The organism is Enterovibrio paralichthyis (assembly GCF_019209835.1).
Taxonomy (GTDB): Bacteria; Pseudomonadota; Gammaproteobacteria; order Enterobacterales; family Vibrionaceae; genus Enterovibrio; species Enterovibrio paralichthyis.
The window spans coordinates 1-18,325 of record NZ_JAHUTS010000013.1 but is presented as its reverse complement, the minus strand read 5'-3'; the positions used below and the strand labels follow the sequence as shown (position 1 = coordinate 18,325).

The following is an 18,325-nucleotide window of genomic DNA, read 5'->3' as shown; positions in this document are numbered from 1 at the left end:
CTAATAATGCCTCTCGAGTAGTACGGCTTCCAAACGGTCACATATTTTATTAGGTAGTTGCCGTTCGACCTCGTGGACCGCTTCCTCAATAGCATGTTGGAAAGCGGATGTATCAGCACGTCCGTGGCTTTTTACTACAATGCCGCGCAATCCTAACAGACTTGCGCCATTGTACTGGTCGGGGTTCAGGTGATTCAGCCGCTGAAATAGACCACCAAATAACCATTTAGCCATCATTTTCTTAAATGGATTGGCTAATAGATGGAGTTTTAGGCTTTCCAAAAACAGTCTGGCGACACCTTCACTGGTTTTAAGGCTCACATTGCCGACAAATCCGTCGCAGACAATTACGTCAGCTTTTCCTGTGTAAAGCTGGTCACCCTCCACATAGCCGATGTAATTGACCGCTGAGCACTGCTGCAACATTTCTGCGCAGCGCTTAACCAAATCGTTCCCTTTGATTTCCTCTTCACCAATGTTGAGCAAACCGACACTGGGTTTGTGACCAAGTTGCTCTTCAGCCAATACCGAACCCATGACTGCAAACTGGAATAAGGTGTCCGCGTCAACTGACACATTTGCCCCTAAATCAAGGAGCCAGCTCCGATGGTTACCCATCGTCGGCAATTCAGAAATCAGTGCGGGACGGTCAATACCAGGAAGCAGTTTAAGCAAGGATCGGGAAAGTGCCATCAGCGCGCCGGTATTTCCTGCGCTGACGCAGGCGTCGGCTTTGCCTTCTGCGACCAATTCAAGGGCAATACGCATCGACGTACCTTTGCTGGCACGCAGGGCTTGAGATGGCCTTGTGTCGTTGGCGATAGAAGATTCCGCATGAACGATTGATATGCGGGAATGAGTATGTTGACCCAGCGATACAAGCTGGCGGGTGATCTCGGGTTGATCACCGACGAGTACGACTTTTAGCGAGGGGAAATGCAACAATGCCTGCACGGAGGCAGGCACTGTTACTTGAGGACCGAAATCCCCGCCCATCGCATCAAGTGCAATGGTTAGACCTGTCAAGGCTCAACCTTACTTGTTGATTACCTTGCGGCCACGGTAGAAACCGTCAGCAGTCACGTTGTGACGCAGGTGAGTTTCACCAGAAGTTGCATCTACAGACAGAGCTGCAGTGCCCAGCGCATCGTGTGAACGACGCATACCACGCTTAGAACGGGTTTTACGGTTCTGTTGTACGGCCATTGACCCTACTCCTCGTTACTTTGCTTTAAGTTTTTCAAAACGGCAAATGGATTCGGACGCTCATCAGCAAGCGGGATTTCCCCGAATACCATACCTTCAGAATCAACTTTACAGTCTTCTTCATCGTGCATGGCAACCTGTGGCAGAGCCACAATCAACTCATCTTCGATAAGTTGAAGTAGGTTAATCTCACCATTTTCGTCGACTAATGCCGGCTCATAAGCATCCGGTAAATTGCCAACCTGATCTTCATTGAAAACCGGGCTGTAAATAAATTCGATTTCACAGTGGTGTGGGAAAACTTCCCAGCAACGCTGACACTCTAGTTGGACGTCGACCTTGGCGTTTCCGCGTACAATCTTCAGCCCTTGAGCATCAATGTCAAATGAAAGCTTAGCTTCACAGTCACTGATCACACCTTCAGTCGCCTCCGTAAGACGCTCCAGCAGCTTGATTACGAAGATACCATCGTAGTCCAGTCGCTTTTGCGCGCTTTTAAACGGGTCAACCGTCAGCGGTAGCTTTACCTTTTGCATAGGGCGCGAATTCTAGCCTCCAATGTAGCCTGAGTCAAAGAAATTTATGCCTTTACTTCCTTTCATCAGCCCTGAAAGCTGACGAAAACAAAAAAAGGTTACTTTCTGTACTACAGGTACTTAGCAATTGTGAACATCGAATGGACATCGTTGTGATACCACACCAAGCCCACTCGCCTCCGCAAGTGTAAAACATTACACTTGCCCGCGTATACGAATATTCAGGGTAAGGATCATCGTTAGATGAATAAACAAACAATTGTACTGGCTTCCGGATCCAAGTACCGCCAAGCATTGCTTAAAAAGTTGGCAATTCCCTTCTCTTTCCACGCTCCGGATATTGATGAATCTGCAAAGGAAAGTGAATCACCGCTAGATCTGGTACAGCGACTTTCACTGGAAAAAGCGCAGGCATGCAAAAAAATGTTCCCTGACGCCCTGATCATAGGATCAGATCAAGTGTGTGTGATCGATGGAAAGATCCTCGGTAAGCCGGGGACAGAAGAAAAAGCCATTGAGCAGTTAAAAGCAGCTGCGGGTAAACATGTTACCTTCTATACAGGTTTAACCCTGTTAAACAGTACCACTGGATTTGCTCAAACAGATGTCGAACCCTTTCATGTTTACTTCCGCTCGCTGAGCGAGGAGGAAATCACGCGCTATGTAAAAAGAGAGCAACCTCTCGATTGTGCAGGCAGCTTTAAATGCGAAAGTCTGGGCATTGCTCTGTTTGATAAGCTTGAAGGACGGGATCCAAACACTTTGGTCGGTTTACCGCTAATTCGCCTGTGCGAAATGCTGCGGGCTGAAGGTATAGATGTGCTCTGACACTTTAGATCAGCGGATTTCATCCAATAAAAACGAAGGGGCAAGCAGCCCCATTTTCGTCTCTTCGCGATTGATGGCTCCATCCCAAGCCATTCACGTCAGAGTAATTCGTCCAGCCTGTCGATGACAGCAACCGGAGAGAAGCGGTTGAGGGTATCCCTGTCATGCACGCCCCAGGTAATACCAATCGCATCCACACCCGCGTTTTGTGCCAAATGCATATCATGGGTAGTGTCCCCGACCATAACTGCGTCTTTTGCCTCGATACCTAACTCTGAGAGGATTTCATGGATCATCAAAGGATCAGGTTTGGATGCAGTGACATCCGCCGTGCGGGTTGCACTGAATAAATGTGATGTTTGGGTGTCCGCAATCGCTTTATCAAGGCCAGGACCGGATTTGCCTGTAGCGACAGCAAGAAGGTGGCCTCGTTGCTTCAACTCAGATAAACACGCTTTAGCTCCGGCATACATATCTATAGCCGTCGTGTTATCAACACGGAATTGCTGGCCATAATGAGCCTTCCATGTACCCCGTTTATCCAATGTGACACCGGGATAGAGAAACTCGAACCCATGATCCAGACTCAGCCCAATCATCTGCTTGAGTTCGTCACCGGACAACAAAGGCAGGCCACCCGTCAAACGGGCAGCCTCCTCAAGACTGGAAACGATACGCGCGACAGAGTCCATCACGGTGCCGTCCCAATCAAATATCACCAACTTATAGTCAGTTAACACGTGGCGCTTTCCTTAATCCTTCAAGGGTTCGTTCCAGCTGTTTATCCATAGGCGCAGAGATATCCATCAATGCTTCCGTACCCGGATGGGTGAATTTGATGTTCGCTGCATGCAGGAACAAGCGGTTCAAACCGAATTTTTTCGTGTATGCATCAAAACGCGGGTCGCCGTATCGGTCATCCCAAGCCAGAGGGTGACCTACATATTGAGCGTGAACACGGATTTGGTGTGTACGGCCGGTAATTGGACTCGCCTGCACCAACGTCGCCTGTTCAAACTGCTCCAGAACCTTAAAGCGGGTTTCCGAAGGCTTACCATTTGGGTTAACGCGCACAATACTGTTTACTTCATTTTTCAGCAAAGGTGCGGTTACCTTCTTCATAGAAGGCTTCCAGTTACCCATAGTGAGTGCGAAGTAATACTTCTGTACTGTTTTCTCACGGAACTGTGCCTGTAAATGGCGAAGTGCCGAGCGCTTTTTCGCGATCAGCAGAATGCCTGACGTATCGCGGTCAATACGATGCACCAACTCCAGAAAACGGGCATCAGGACGCAACGCACGCATCGCCTCGATTGCCCCAAAATGAAGACCACTACCACCATGAACGGCTGTTCCAGAAGGCTTATTCAGAATCAGCATGTGATCATCTTCATAAATCACACATTTTTCTAATTCTGCCACCCGGTTGAGCTTGGTGTTTGGCGCTTCAACCTGCGTCGTTTCTGGGATCTGCATAGGCGGAAGACGGATAACGTCCCCTTCCTGAAGCTTGTATTCAGGTTTTATACGTTTTTTATTCACTCGCACCTCTCCTTTGCGGAGAACGCGATAAATCATACTTTTAGGGATGTTTTTGAGCCTATTTCGGAGAAAGTTATCGATCCGTTGGCCCGCAATGTCATCGGAGATGTCGATGAATTGCACTTTGGTTTTTTCTGTATTCATAGGGCGTAGATTCTACATTGCATCAAAGTAGTTTGCTGCAAAAAAGTGTCCCTGCTATAGTTGCGCCGTAAAGCAGAAAAGTTTGCAACTTTTTTGCTCATCACGGCTAAAAAGCCGACAAATAGAGTAAATCTTTACCGCTTTGCCCAAGTTCCCTGACTGTCCTTAGCACTATTTCTTTGTAGTACCTGACTAGTTGACAGAAAGGGCAACTAAATCACGCAGCACCCGGCGTAAGACGTGAGGAGCATAGCACCCGTTAGTTTGTTGGCACGACGGGATAAATAACCAGTGTCATAGAGACTATCGCCATTTGTGGCGAAGAGCCGACTGTGTAAATCGGAGACAATCCAAATTTCCGTATCAGTGGGTGGATAAAGTAGTGCCCTAGTGCGTCCCTGATCCTCCAGCCGTGAGGCTGCATTTAAATCAGACTTGGGACCCGGCAGCATTGAGTTCTTTGTCTCGTACCCGACAACTAATAACAACAAATAATCGAGAACAATTTAATATGAAAAGAATGTTGATCAACGCAACTCAAAAAGAAGAGTTGCGCGTCGCATTAGTCGATGGTCAGCGCTTGTACGATTTGGATATCGAAAGCCCTGGTCACGAATCTAAGAAAGCAAATATCTACAAAGGTCGTATCACCCGCATTGAACCAAGTCTTGAAGCTGCATTTGTAGACTACGGTTCAGAGCGTCACGGTTTCCTCCCTCTTAAAGAAATTGCCCGCGAATATTTCCCTGATAACTACAGCTATCAAGGCCGTCCAAACATCAAAGAGGTGTTGAAGGAAGGTCAGGAAGTGATTGTTCAGGTTGATAAAGAAGAACGTGGTAACAAAGGCGCAGCCCTGACCACCTTTATCTCTCTCGCAGGCAGCTACCTGGTTCTGATGCCAAACAACCCACGTGCTGGCGGTATTTCCCGTCGTATCGAAGGTGAAGAGCGCAGCGACCTGAAAGAAGCAATGTCTGGCCTGAAACTGCCGCAAGGTATGGGTCTGATCGTGCGTACTGCAGGCGTTGGCAAATCTGCTGAAGAGCTTGAGTGGGACTTGAACTACCTGCTGAACAACTGGGAACGTATCCAGGGTGCGGCAGAGTCGAAAGCAGCACCGTTCCTGATCTATCAAGAAAGTGATGTGATTGCCCGTGCGTTCCGCGATTACCTGCGCCGTGACATTGGCGAAGTGCTGATCGACAGCGAGAAAGTGTACAACCAGGCTCGTGAGCGTATTCAGGCAACCCGTCCTGACTTCCTGAGCCGCGTTAAACGCTATGACGGTGATGTTCCACTGTTCAGCCACTACCAAATTGAGAGCCAGATTGAATCAGCCTTCCAGCGTGAAGTGCGTCTTCCATCAGGCGGTTCAATTGTTATCGACCCGACAGAAGCACTGACCTCTATCGATATCAACTCTGCACGTGCAACCAAGGGTTCTGATATCGAAGAAACCGCGCTGCAAACCAACTTGGAAGCAGCCGATGAGATCGCACGCCAGTTGCGCCTGCGTGACCTAGGTGGTCTGGTTGTTATCGACTTTATCGATATGACACCAGTTCGCCACCAGCGTGAAGTTGAAAATCGCCTTCGCGAAGCTGTCCGTATGGATCGCGCACGCGTTCAAATTGGCCGTATCTCACGCTTTGGTCTGCTGGAAATGTCGCGTCAGCGTCTGAGCCCTTCTCTGGCAGAAGCGAGCCACCACATCTGTCCACGTTGTACAGGTACCGGTGTTATCCGTGATAACGAATCACTGTCGCTGTCTATCCTGCGTCTGATTGAAGAAGAAGCACTGAAAGAGAACACCGCTCAGGTTATGGCCGTTGTGCCGGTACCGGTTGCCTCTTACCTGCTGAACGAAAAGCGTCGCTCTGTTCAACACGTTGAGAAATATCACAACGTTCGTGTCATCATCGTACCTAACGCAAACATGGAAACACCACACTTTGAAGTGGTACGTATCCGTGGTGGTGATGAAGTGACTTCACTGTCTTACCGTCTGCCAGAGCAACTGGAAGCAATGCGTGAGTCTGAAGGCAAAGATGAAGCGCCAGCAGAGCGTGTTGTGAAGAAACGCGAAGAGCCGGCACTTCAAGGCTTTGCAGCACCAGCTTCTCCTGCGCCTGTAGCTAAAGCCGCACCAAAAGAAGAAGAAAAACCTGGTCTGTTTTCACGTTTAGTCTCTTTCATCTCCGGGCTGTTTGCAGGTAGCGAAGAGGAAGAGAAGAAAGAAGAACCAAAACGCGAAAACCGTAACCGTCGCGATCACAAACGCACTCAAGACCGTACCCGCCGTGGTTCACGCAACAACCAGCGTGATGAAAACAGCAAAAACGGTGAGCGTAACGAGCGCGGTGAACGTGGCGAGAAGAAACAGCGTCGCGGTAAAGAGCGCCCTGAAAACACTGAACGCGCAGCAGCAGCTAACGAGCGTCAAGAAAAACCTGCTAAGAAGCAAAGCCGCAAACCTACTGAGAAACTAGAGAAAGTAGATCAACGTCAGCAAGCAAAAGCAGCGAAACCAGTAAAAGAAGAAACACTGGTTGAGAAGCAGGACAAAGCGGAAAAAACCGAGAAGGTTAAACAACGCCGCCAACGCCGCAAGCTGAACAAAAAAGTCCGTGTCGGTGATGTTTCAGAAGAGACTGAAGTAGCAGCAATGAACCCACTGCAAGAAATGGGTAAAGCTGTCGCTGCGGAAGCAAAAGCTGAAGCAACCAAAGACGTTGTTGAAGCAACTGACAACGCCGAGCCACGTGAAGAGAAACGCCGTAACCGTCGCTCTCCTCGTCACCTGCGTGCAAGCGGCCAGCGCCGTCGTCGCGGTAACCGCGAAGAGAACGAAAGCGCGAACACCGAGCAAGCTCTGGATCAGCTGGACATGATGGAAACCGCGGTAACCATCGTTGAAAAGCGTAGCAAGGTTGTTCTGAAATCAGGCGTAGCTTCACCAGAAATGGCGATGGGTAAAGTTTGGCCATCAAAAACGGCGCTGAAAGCACCTGTTGTTGCAGAAGTGGAAGCTGAAGCACCGCAAGTAGATGTTGCTGAAGTCGTTAAAGCACCAGCTCTGGGCGGCGTTGCCTTCCCTGAAATGGCTATGGGTAAAGTGATTGTTCGCCGTCCTGCACCAACCATTCTGGAAGAAAAAGCGAAATCAGAAGGCGCAGATGCACTGAGCGAAGAATTGCCAGTCGCGATCAACGCACCTGAAATCGTGGAAACGCCTGCAGTAGAAGTTGAAACACCGACTGTAGAAACAGTAGTTGAAGAAGTTGTTGCTGAAACCAACGTTAAGAGCGTGATGGAAGCAAGCGAAATCCCTGCGGTTGAAAAGGCAAAACCTGCCGCAATCCGTATGGGTCGTGCAACCTCTCCAATGACAAAAGCGCCAGCACCGGAAAGCAACCACGTTGCTATCGAAGTGTCTATCGCATCGTTCCGCAGTGAACGTGCAGAAACGCGCCAAGCGGGAAGCCAGACTGCGACTAACAGCGCAGCGGCTCCGGCAACCAAGCCTAACTTCTAATCTGAAGTAGACCGCACAGAAAGAGCCATGCATTGCATGGCTCTTTTTTTATTTGACGTGGAAACAAAATCCGTCCGCATCCCAGTGTATACGGCGCTAAGTCCCTGTTCGAATACCTATTCCAGCCCTTGTACGGTTTACAAAACCGTTACCAACATTGAACAAAATCACACTTTTCTGTACTATCACACCCTTTGTCTTCAACCCCACTTTCAGAGAAGTTACCGAACACGATGTTTGAATTTCCCAAGTTTCCTCAACACTCCGCGAAAAACGACATTCTGTCAGGTCTGACGGTTGCACTGGCACTGGTACCTGAAGCTGTTGCCTTTGCCTTTGTTGCAGGTGTTGACCCTATGGTGGGTCTCTACGCCGCATTCATTATGGGTCTTGTCACCTCTATTCTTGGTGGTCGCCCTGGCATGATTTCCGGCGCAACAGGTGCAATGGCTGTAGTCATGGTCAGTCTTGTTGCCGAGCACGGCGTTCAATACCTTTTTGCTGCCGTAATGCTTGCAGGTCTCATCCAGATTTCTGCCGGGATATTCAAACTGGGTAAATTTATCCGCATGGTGCCACATCCAGTCATGATTGGTTTCGTTAACGGATTGGCCATTGTGATTTTCCTTGCGCAATTGGGGCAGTTCAAAGTGCCGGGAGCAAATGGAGAACTAGAGTGGCTTCAGGGTAGCCAGCTGTATCTGATGCTGGGTTTGGTTGCTATTACCATGGCTATCATTCACTTCCTGCCGAAGTTCACCACGTCGGTTCCATCTTCCCTTGTGGCGATTGTAGGTGTGACAGCAGCCGTTATCCTGCTCGATCTAGATACCCGCACAGTGGTGGACTTCCTGCGCTCAATGAGTGGTGATGAGAACGCAACACTGGCAGGTACATTGCCAACCTTCTCGATCCCGACAGTGCCGTTTAATCTGGAAACCCTTTACATCATCCTGCCCTATTCGCTGATCCTTGCCGCAGTTGGTTTGATTGAATCCCTGCTGACCCTGACCGTGGTCGATGAAATGACAGGCACCCGTGGTCGCGGTAACCGCGAGTGTGTGGGTCAAGGCGTCGCAAACGTCACCTGTTCAGTATTTGGTGCGATGGGCGGCTGTGCCATGATTGGCCAGTCCATGATTAACGTAAACTCTGGTGGTCGTGGTCGTTTGTCCGGCATCACCGCTGCCATTGCCCTGCTCTGCTTTATTCTGTTCACCGCGTCGTGGATTGAAATGATCCCGCTGGCAGCGCTGGTAGGCGTGATGTTTATGGTGGTTATCGGTACATTCGAGTGGGCGACTTTCGGGTTGGCGCGTCGCGTACCGAAGCGTGATTTCTTTGTGATTGTACTGGTTACCGTGGTTACGGTTATGACTGACCTGGCTATTGCCGTTATCGTGGGTGTGATTGTTTCTGCGCTGATGTTTGCCTGGGAGCACGCGAAACATATCTATGCATCAAGCTACACCAACGACCAAGGATCTAAGGTGTACGAAGTGAATGGCCCGCTGTTCTTCGGCTCTGTTGCAAACTTCCTTGAACTGTTTGATGCGCAAAACGACCCGCAGGACGTGATTGTCGACTTTGGCAAATCCCGTGTCGCTGACCACTCGGCAATCGAAGCCATTGAGACTCTGGCTGAGCGCTACAACAAAGCCGGTAAGACACTGCACCTTCGTCATCTGTCGCAGGATTGTCTAGCACTTCTGACCAAAGCAGGCAGCCTGGTTGAAATCAACCACATTGAAGATCCAAGCTATAAGGTCGCTACCGACGTACTGGCGTAAAACTAAATTTGGGAAGAGCAAAAGCGGGCTTGAAGCCCGCTTTTTTGTGCCTGGCGCTCAGGAACTTGTTGCACCGCAACAAATAATTCTCGTTATTGAGTCCACATGCCCATTTTCTGCATCGATAAGTGACGATGGTGATGCGCGGATGAATATCGGACAGTGACCAAAAATCGAACGCAGCGAAGTTTGCTCCTACAAATAAAAATACGGTTATTCAGCACGTTAAAGAAACCACATAAATGGAATGGACTTTGCTTCATGTCACTAGCGGCCAGTTTACCCCGCATAGTGACAAAAACAGGCTGAATACAAGGGCTCACAATACGCCGCTTAGCATTAGCGCAAAGGTCGAAGTGCACATATTCTTCAGGATGTAGGCAGCGTAGTAACCGCAGTGTGTGCCATACGGAGATGATACGGTGTCAAAGACAAGCAAGGATGACAGATACTCAGTCCCAGAACAAAACGCCGGAGTGAAAGCCAGTTGGGAAGCCTTCATTAACGATGCGATGCCCTCACTGGAAGCGTCTTCGCTTCAAGCAACCAATCTTCGCCACCTGATACACCAATCTTGGGTTCGCTGCCAGAGCGACCATGTTGATCCCATGCTGGCACAGGCCAGTTTTATCTTGAGTGAGGATGGGCTTGAAGCGCTTCGTCAACGCCACGCCCGTCTCATCGATGCGAGTACACCTTGCATGGCACAATCCCATGACATCCTCTCTCCCACCGGGACGGTAATGATATTAACCGATCCTAACGGCACGATTCTCGATGTAGAAGGCGATGCCAGCGCCAGGGTAAGGGATCCGCTGCAAGCGACAAGACTTGTGCCGGGAGGACGGTGGTCGGAATCGGAAATGGGCACCAATGCAATAGGCACCGCGCTCCAGACCGGACAGCCGGTTCAAATCCATGCTGCGGAACATTTTTGCGAGGGTATTCAGCGATGGACATGCTCTGCCACTGTGATCCGTGATCCGATTGACAATGCGATTCTGGGCGTTATTGACGTTTCCGGCTTGAGCCAGAATTACAGCCGCCACAGCCTTGCACTGGCAATGACAACGGCGGCCCGGATTGAAAGCCGGCTCTCCCGTCAAGAAATGGAGCATCGCTACCATTTAGTTGAAAGCGGCATCAACAAGCTGGCAACAAAAAGCGGCAATGGCTATCTGTTGTTTGACCAGCGTGGGTATCTGGTCAAAGCGGATGGACGTGCAACGCCGGTGCTGGTCGGGGCAGGGTTCAAATCGATGAACTCCCCCGTCCGTATTGATGCCCTAAACCTTGATACTCCCGAACATGAGCGCCCAGCCTGCCCTGACTGGCTGCTTCCTGAATGGGTTGAACCTGTCATCAAAAATGGTCACGTCATCGGCAGCATCGTCCATATCCCCACTCCACGCTTGACCAGCTTCAGAACCAAATCATCCTCCGGGCGGAAACCGGATGCTGCTGGCCTAGATGGCATCATAGGACAGTCACCACAACTCATTGAAGCACTTAACAAGGCACACCAGTTGGCAAAAGCACGTGTTCCTGTGCTTCTTCTGGGGGAAACGGGTGTAGGTAAGGAGTTATTTGCTAAAGGCATACACCAGGCCAGCCGGGATGAAAAAGAGCCTTTCGTCGCGCTTAACTGTGGCGGCCTGTCCAAAGACTTACTGAGTAGTGAACTGTTTGGTTATGCTGACGGTGCGTTTACCGGCGCCCGGAAAGGAGGACTGGCAGGAAAAATCGAAGCCGCTGACGGAGGCACTCTGTTTCTCGATGAAATCGGGGAAATGCCAATGGACATCCAGCCGCATTTACTCCGGGTTCTCGAATCGGGGGAAATCTACCGTTTAGGCGAGAATGCGCCCAGACGTGTCCGGTTCCGCTTGATTGCTGCCACCAACCGCGATCTGAGGATGTCTGTCGATGAAGGGCTGTTTCGTATGGATTTGTTCTACCGCATTGCCGTTACCAGCATCCGTATTCCGCCATTGAAGGATCGCGTTGGCGACATTCCATTGCTGACTGATTGGTTGATCCGGCATCTTTGCCAGCACCATGAATTGCCACTAAAAACCCTGCCCAAGGATGTGCTCTCAATGTTGGAAGCTTACAGCTGGCCCGGGAATGTCAGGGAGCTTCGCAACATTATTGAGTCGATGTTACTCATGTCCACCAGCGATACACTGGCTGTCGAAGACCTTCCACCAGAAATCGCTACCCCACTTTGGACAAACCGCCCCGCCCACGCGTCAGGCCTTTCTGAATGCTCGCCGCTTGAGCAAGCGGAAAGTCACCAGATCCGCACCACACTGCATCAATGTCAGGGGAACCTGACGCTCGTGGCGCAAAAGCTCGGGATTGCAAAAAGCACGCTATACCTCAAGCTGAAAAAGTATGGCCTGACTCAGGAAGTCGACGCTATCCGTGCGGGCCATTGAGCCCCAAAACCCACTCACTCTGCGACTAGGTTCAGGACGGTGTCCGAGCCAGATACCGTTCGCCAATCGAACACTCTCCCGATTTCATCTCGCCTAAAAATTCATTAACACACTGATTATAAACATCAATCTATTAATACTTTTCACTGGCACGCCCCTTGCTCAATAGCACTGGAGTCGCTTTCCACAGGTTTTAAACCTTGGTAAGCCCTCTAACCGAAGGACTACAGCTCCCCTCTGGGGAAAAGGAGTGCGACATGCAACAACAAGATGGCTCCGTTGAGGTACTGGGCATTGATGCCGGTGGTACGATGACAGACACATTTTTCGTCCGTTCGGACGGACGTTTTGTCGTTGGGAAAGCCCAAAGCAACCCAGACGACGAATCTCTGGCCATATACAACTCATCTGAAGATGCCCTTGCCCACTGGAAGCGCAAGGTAGATGATGTTTATCCAGAATTGGTTACCGGCGTCTACTCCGGTACCGCAATGTTAAACCGGGTGGTACAACGCAAAGGGCTGGATGTCAGTCTGATCTGCAACAAAGGGTTCGAGCAGACCCATTCAATGGGACGCGCTATCCAAAGCTACCTGGGTTATGCCCTTGAGGATCGTATCCACCTCAATACCCATAAATACGACCCACCCCTGATCCCTCTCTCACGCATCCGCGGTGTCACGGAGCGCACAGACGTGCAGGGCAATATCGTCATTCCCCTGCGTGAACAGGAGGTCGCCGATGCAACGGAACAACTGGTAAAAGCCGGTTGTGATGCCATCGTGATCTGTCTGTTGCAATCACATAAAAATGCGCAGAATGAGAAGATTGCGCGTGATATCTGCAAGGAAAAGCTCAAAGACATGGGGGTGGATATTCCTGTGTTTGCTTCAGTTGACTACTACCCCTCTCGTAAAGAAAGCCACAGGATGAACACCACAGTGCTGGAAGCCTATGCGGCGGAGCCCTCGCGCCAGACGCTGAAAAAAGTCAGTGACAGGTTTCACAAACATGGTGCCCATTTTGATCTCAGGGTGATGGCAACACACGGTGGCACCATTTCATGGAAAGCCAAGGAGTTGGCACGCTCTATCGTATCCGGCCCCATCGGTGGCGTTATCGGCTCAAAGCTGCTCGGTAAAATGCTGGGCTATGACAACATTGCCTGCTCAGACATTGGCGGTACAAGTTTCGACATGGCGCTGATCACCAAGGGAAATTTTGCCATCGCCAGCGACCCTGACATGGCAAGACTGGTGCTTTCCCTGCCGTTGGTGGTTATGGACTCTGTCGGTGCCGGAGCTGGCAGCTTTGTGCGTATCGACCCCTACAGCAACGCCATCACCCTTGGCCCTGACAGTGCTGGCTACCGGGTAGGAACATGCTGGAAAGACAGTGGACTGGACACCGTCTCCGTGACGGATTGCCACGTCGTACTTGGCTATCTGAACCCTCAGAACTTTCTGGGTGGCGCAATCAAACTGGATGTCGAAAGGGCCCGGGAACACATCAAAGTGCAGATTGCTGACCCTATGGGCCTTACCGTCGAAGAGGCCGCGTCCGGTGTGATTGAACTGCTGGATTTGCAGCTTCGCGAATACCTTCGTGCCAATATCGGTGCCAAGGGATACAGCCCTACGGAATACGTCTGTTTCTCATATGGCGGTGCCGGACCGGTACATACCTATGGCTATACCGAAGGACTGGGATTTAAAGACATCATTGTGCCTGCATGGGCCGCCGGTTTTTCTGCCTTCGGCTGTGCCTGCGCCGATTTTGAATACCGCTACGACAAGAGTGTCGATATTGCCGTGCCACAGTTTGCACCGGAAGACGACAAAACCGCCGCCGCTGACATCATGCAATCCGCCTGGAACGAACTGGCGGCAAAAGTTATCGAAGAGTTCGTCATCAACGGCTTCAAGCCAGAAGATGTCATTCTCCGTCCCGGTTTCAGGATGCAGTACATGGGGCAGTTGAATGACCTTGAAATCCATTCCCCTATCAACAGCGCAGCCACCGCCGGGGACTGGGACAAACTGGTAGAGGCCTTTGAAAATACCTATTCCCGAGTGTATGCCAGCGCTGCCCGCTCACCGGAACTCGGCTTTTCCGTTACCGGAGCCATCATGCACGGTTTGGTTGCAACCGTAAAACCATCACTGCCAGAAGACAAAGAGGAAGGTCCTATTCCACCGGAGAATGCGCGGCTGGGACACCGTCCGTTTTATCGTCACGGGCAGTGGCTGGATGCAGAACTGTTCAAGATGGAATTACTCAAACCCGGCAACCGGATCACCGGCCCTGCCATCATCGAATCTGACGCCACCACCTTCGTTGTGCCGGATGGATTTGAAACCTACCTCGATAAACACCGCCTGTTCCACCTCACGTCTCTGAAGGAGGACTGAACCATGGATGACATCACACAAGTACGTCCCCATGCCGATTTACTCGGTACTGGCGAGTCACTGAAAACCTTCCGTGACAAAATCCTGGCCAAAACAACAGCAACAGGGTTTTACAACGGGCTGGAACACCTTGAACTGCGTGAAAGTGAACCTATCCGCTACGAAAAACTGTTTTCTAAAATCCGTGGCGGTCTAGTACATGCACGGGAAACAGCCAAAAAAATCGCTGCCAGCCCCATCGTGGAGCAAGAAGGTGAACTGTGCTTTACCCTGTATAACGCCGCCGGTGATTGTGTTCTCACTTCCACCGGGATCATCATCCATGTGGGCACCATGGGCGCAGCCATTAAATACATGATTGAAAACAACTGGGAGATGAATCCGGGCATTTGTGACGGGGATATGTTCACCAACAATGACTGTTCGATTGGCAACGTGCATCCCTGTGATATCGCGACCATTGTGCCTATATTCTGGGATGGCAAGTTAATCGGCTGGGTGGGCGGCGTTACCCATGTTATCGATACCGGCGCTGTCACACCGGGGTCAATGTCTACCGGTCAGGTACAGCGGTTTGGCGATGGCTACATGATAACCTGCCGTAAAACCGGGGTGAATGACGAACCCTTCCGCGACTGGCTGCACGAATCCCAACGTTCTGTGCGTACCCCCAAATACTGGATCCTTGATGAGCGTACCCGCATTGCTGGGTGCCACATGATACGTGATTTGGTAGAGGAAGTTATTCGGGAAGAAGGGATCGAGGCCTATCAGAAATTCGCCTATGAAGTGGTCGAAGATGGCCGCCGTGGCCTGCAAACCCGCATTAAAGCCATGACACTCCCTGGTACCTACCGCAAAGTGGCGTTTGTTGATGTGCCCTACGCCCACCCTGACGTACAAACCCCGTCAGCCTTCGCCAAGCTCGATACTGTCATGCACTCACCGGTTGAAATGACAATCCGTGGTGACGGTTCATGGCGGCTTGATTTTGAAGGGGCAAGCCGCTGGGGCTGGCACTCCTATAACGCCCACCAGGTAGCCTTTACCAGTGGGATCTGGGTAATGATGACCCAGACACTCGTGCCCACCCAGCGTATCAACGATGGCGCGTATTATGGCACCGAATTCCGGCTGCCCAAAGGGGCGTGGATGAACCCTGATGACCGCAGAACCGGACACGCCTATGCCTGGCATTTCCTTGTCTCCGGCTGGAGCGCCCTGTGGCGCGGGCTGGGACAGAGTTATTTCAGTCGCGGCTATCTGGAAGAAGTGAACGCCGGGAATGCCAATACGTCCAACTGGTTGCAGGGGGGCGGGATCAATCAAGATGGAGAGATCCATGCCGTCAACAGTTTTGAAGCGTCCTCCTGTGGCACCGGAGCCTGTGCGATAAAAGACGGCCTCAACCATGCTGCCGCTATCTGGAATCCGGAAGGCGACATGGGGGATGTCGAAATCTGGGAGATGGCAGAGCCGCTTCTCTATCTTGGGCGGAATGTGAAATTCAACTCCGGCGGGTACGGAAAATACCGTGGCGGTTGTGGTTTTGAGTCGCTCAGAATGGTTTGGAACTCCCATGACTGGACCATGTTCTTTATGGGCAACGGGTACATGAACAGTGACTGGGGCATGATGGGTGGCTATCCCCCAGCCACTGGATACCGTTTCGAGGCGCACACAACCGGCCTGAAAGAGCGTATTGCACAGGGAGATACCCTGCCACTTGGCGCCGATCTCAACCCTGCCGCGCCCGAGTATGAAAAACACCTCTCCCCCGGAGCCAGGGTCAAGCGTGACCAGCAGTGTATGACAACGGAAGACTGCTATGACAACCACGACCTGTACCTGAACTACCTACGTGGCGGTCCGGGCTTTGGTGACCCCCTTGACCGTGACTGTGACGCGATCGCCAATGACCTTAACGAGAAGTTCGTGCTGCCGGAATTTGCCCGCAAGGTCTACGGCGCGGTTATCCACGAAGGCGAAACCAACATTTGGACGGTGGATGACGCGGCAACGGCCAAAAACCGGGCAAGAATTCGCAAAGCGCGCCTTGCCCGGGCGATTCCTACCCGCGACTGGATGGCGAAGGAAAGGGAGCGGATCCTGGCCCAAAAAGCCTCGTTACCGGTTAAACACATGTATGCCACCAGCTTTGGGCTGTCACAGAAATTCCTCAACAGCTTCCGTGCATTCTGGGAGTTGCCGGACAGCTGGACGTTGAAGGAGGAAGATCTGGGTGTGCCTTCCTATGGCTCTCACTACCGGATGGATCTGTCACGCATGCCGGACGTGTCTACCATCACGCTGGTCGAAGAATAATCCCGATCGACGCGGCATAGGGCTATCTATGCCGCCTTGAACAGACAGGAGCAATAGGATGTCACAATATACCGATGAACAAATTACCAAGCTGGTCGATGGCAAGCTGGACTGGAAAACCACCATGCGCATGCTGTCCATGCCAAAGGACGTATCCCGCTTTGAGCAGTATCTGAAAACATTGCAGGCTAAAGTCAGCTGGCCGGATCGCATCATCCTTCCGCTAGGCCCCCACCTTTACATTACCCAACAGCCGGACACGAATAAGTGGGTCAACAAATGCGAATGCGGCTTCGAGTTCGGTGACTACCGCGACAACTGGAAGCTTAACGCAGTGATTTACGTGCGCGATACCAAAGCCTCAATGCTGGAAGTCTATCCCGAGAACATGCACCCCGATACGGAGTGGCAAGTGTACCGTGAGTATTATTGCCCGTCCTGCGGCATCATGCACGATGTTGAAGCGCCTACCCCATGGTATCCCGTTTTGCATGATTTTGAGCCGGACATTGATACCTTCTACAAAGAGTGGGTCAACCTACCGTTACCGGAGAGGGGAAACTGAGTTTTATTGATCACCGTTCGGTGACTTTGGGGCTTTCTCCCGATTGCCCCCTTTTTCATTCCTACTTACCTGCAAACGCCCTCATCGCAACGGCAGCAGACACCATGTCTTTCTTCGCGCCTTATCGTGATCCACAGCGTTGCGCCCAAAAAGTATCAGATTGGCCAGTCCATGATTAACGTAAACTCTGGTGGTCGTGGTCGTGGTCGTGGTCGTTTGTCCGGCATCACCTCTGCCATTGCCCTGCTCTGCTTTATCATGTTCACCGCGTCGTGGATTGAAATGATCCCGCTGGCAGCGCTGGTAGGCGTGATGTTTATGATGGTTATCGGTACATTCGAATGGGCGGCTTTCGGGTTGGCGCGTCGCGTACCGAAGCGTGATTTCTTTGTGATTGTACTGGTTACCGTGGTCACGGTTATGACTGACCTGGCCATTGCCGTTATCGTGGGTGTGATTGTTTCTGCGCTGATGTTTGCCTGGGAGCACGCGAAACATATCTATGCATCAAGCTACACCAACGACCAAGGATCTAAGGTGTACGAAGTGAATGGCCCGCTGTTCTTCGGCTCTGTTGCAAACTTCCTTGAACTGTTTGATGCGCAAAACGACCCGCAGGACGTGATTGTCGACTTTGGCAAATCCCGTGTCGCTGACCACTCGGCAATCGAAGCCATTGAGACTCTGGCTGAGCGCTACAACAAAGCCGGTAAGAAACTGCACCTTCGTCATCTGTCGCAGGATTGTCTAGCACTTCTGACCAAAGCAGGCAGCCTGGTTGAAATTAACCACATTGAAGATCCAAGCTATAAGGTCGCTACCGACGTACTAGCGTAAAACTAAATTTGGGAAGAGCAAAAGCGGGCTTGAAGCCTAATGCCGATCAGTTAAGAGATAAATGATCGGTTGAACGATCCAACAGATGGCTTATAAAGGCTCTAAGTCCCCATACTTAGAGCCTTTTATTTTGCAATTGACCACAGCCCTTACCCTCGCGAA

The 18,325-nt window shown here is 51.2% G+C and carries 12 protein-coding genes and 1 pseudogene; 8 read left to right on the top strand and 5 right to left on the bottom strand.

The genetic code is table 11. The annotated features are described in order from the left end of the window. The 3 genes from plsX to yceD are packed head-to-tail and all read right to left on the bottom strand — an operon-like array spanning position 1 to position 1,742. Entirely contained in the window at positions 1-1,026 is a 1,026-nt protein-coding gene (gene plsX / locus KU854_RS15260; protein WP_218359319.1) for a phosphate acyltransferase PlsX, read from the bottom strand. Between the two features lie 9 nt (positions 1,027-1,035). Further along, the gene (gene rpmF, locus KU854_RS15255; protein WP_005505973.1) at positions 1,036-1,206 is read right to left on the bottom strand and encodes a 50S ribosomal protein L32; all 171 of its coding nucleotides are present in this window, start codon (positions 1,204-1,206) and stop codon (positions 1,036-1,038) included. A 5-nt stretch (positions 1,207-1,211) separates the two neighbouring features. Further along, complete coding sequence (yceD, locus tag KU854_RS15250; protein WP_218359318.1) at positions 1,212-1,742, bottom strand: 23S rRNA accumulation protein YceD; 531 nt, start codon at positions 1,740-1,742, stop codon at positions 1,212-1,214. A gap of 243 nt (positions 1,743-1,985) precedes the next feature. Between yceD and KU854_RS15245 the strand changes: the two genes are divergently transcribed. Then, a complete protein-coding gene (locus tag KU854_RS15245) occupies positions 1,986-2,570 on the top strand; it encodes a Maf family protein (RefSeq protein WP_218359317.1) in 585 nt (194 codons plus the stop codon). Between the two features lie 98 nt (positions 2,571-2,668). On the opposite strand, the gene KU854_RS15240 is transcribed toward KU854_RS15245, so the two are convergent. Continuing rightward, positions 2,669-3,310, bottom strand: a complete 642-nt coding sequence (locus tag KU854_RS15240; RefSeq protein ID WP_218359316.1) for an HAD-IA family hydrolase — start codon at positions 3,308-3,310, stop codon at positions 2,669-2,671. After that, the gene (rluC, locus tag KU854_RS15235) at positions 3,300-4,256 is read right to left on the bottom strand and encodes a 23S rRNA pseudouridine(955/2504/2580) synthase RluC (RefSeq protein WP_218359315.1); all 957 of its coding nucleotides are present in this window, start codon (positions 4,254-4,256) and stop codon (positions 3,300-3,302) included. Before rluC ends, KU854_RS15240 begins: the two co-directional genes overlap by 11 nt. Positions 4,257-4,776: 520 nt before the next feature. Here rluC and rne point away from each other — a divergent pair. The 7 genes and pseudogenes from rne to KU854_RS15200 all read left to right on the top strand — a co-directional run. Further along, complete coding sequence (gene rne / locus KU854_RS15230) at positions 4,777-7,794, top strand: ribonuclease E (protein WP_218359412.1); 3,018 nt, start codon at positions 4,777-4,779, stop codon at positions 7,792-7,794. Between the two features lie 233 nt (positions 7,795-8,027). After that, on the top strand, positions 8,028-9,584 hold the full coding sequence (locus KU854_RS15225) for a SulP family inorganic anion transporter (RefSeq protein WP_218359314.1): 1,557 nt from the start codon (positions 8,028-8,030) through the stop codon (positions 9,582-9,584). Positions 9,585-10,006: 422 nt separating this feature from the next. Next, positions 10,007-12,025, top strand: a complete 2,019-nt coding sequence (locus tag KU854_RS15220) for a sigma-54-dependent Fis family transcriptional regulator (RefSeq protein WP_218359313.1) — start codon at positions 10,007-10,009, stop codon at positions 12,023-12,025. Positions 12,026-12,282: 257 nt separating this feature from the next. Beyond that, positions 12,283-14,436, top strand: a complete 2,154-nt coding sequence (locus tag KU854_RS15215; protein ID WP_218359312.1) for a hydantoinase/oxoprolinase family protein — start codon at positions 12,283-12,285, stop codon at positions 14,434-14,436. A gap of 3 nt (positions 14,437-14,439) precedes the next feature. After that, complete coding sequence (locus KU854_RS15210; protein ID WP_218359311.1) at positions 14,440-16,761, top strand: hydantoinase B/oxoprolinase family protein; 2,322 nt, start codon at positions 14,440-14,442, stop codon at positions 16,759-16,761. Between the two features lie 58 nt (positions 16,762-16,819). Continuing rightward, positions 16,820-17,326, top strand: a complete 507-nt coding sequence (locus KU854_RS15205) for an acetone carboxylase subunit gamma (RefSeq protein ID WP_218359310.1) — start codon at positions 16,820-16,822, stop codon at positions 17,324-17,326. A 159-nt stretch (positions 17,327-17,485) separates the two neighbouring features. Continuing rightward, positions 17,486-18,163: pseudogene (locus KU854_RS15200) on the top strand (SulP family inorganic anion transporter); the annotation flags it as partial. Positions 18,164-18,325: the final 162 nt, after the last annotated feature.

Excerpts from the sequence above, each read along its gene's own strand:
- rpmF (WP_005505973.1), bottom strand. The coding sequence starts at position 1,206 with ATGGCCGTACAACAGAACCGTAAAACCCGTTCTAAGCGTGGTATGCGT.
- yceD (WP_218359318.1), bottom strand. The coding sequence starts at position 1,742 with ATGCAAAAGGTAAAGCTACCGCTGACGGTTGACCCGTTTAAAAGCGCG.
- KU854_RS15245 (WP_218359317.1), top strand. The coding sequence starts at position 1,986 with ATGAATAAACAAACAATTGTACTGGCTTCCGGATCCAAGTACCGCCAA.
- rluC (WP_218359315.1), bottom strand. The coding sequence starts at position 4,256 with ATGAATACAGAAAAAACCAAAGTGCAATTCATCGACATCTCCGATGAC.
- rne (WP_218359412.1), top strand. The coding sequence starts at position 4,777 with ATGTTGATCAACGCAACTCAAAAAGAAGAGTTGCGCGTCGCATTAGTC.
- KU854_RS15225 (WP_218359314.1), top strand. The coding sequence starts at position 8,028 with ATGTTTGAATTTCCCAAGTTTCCTCAACACTCCGCGAAAAACGACATT.
- KU854_RS15215 (WP_218359312.1), top strand. The coding sequence starts at position 12,283 with ATGCAACAACAAGATGGCTCCGTTGAGGTACTGGGCATTGATGCCGGT.
- KU854_RS15210 (WP_218359311.1), top strand. The coding sequence starts at position 14,440 with ATGGATGACATCACACAAGTACGTCCCCATGCCGATTTACTCGGTACT.
- KU854_RS15205 (WP_218359310.1), top strand. The coding sequence starts at position 16,820 with ATGTCACAATATACCGATGAACAAATTACCAAGCTGGTCGATGGCAAG.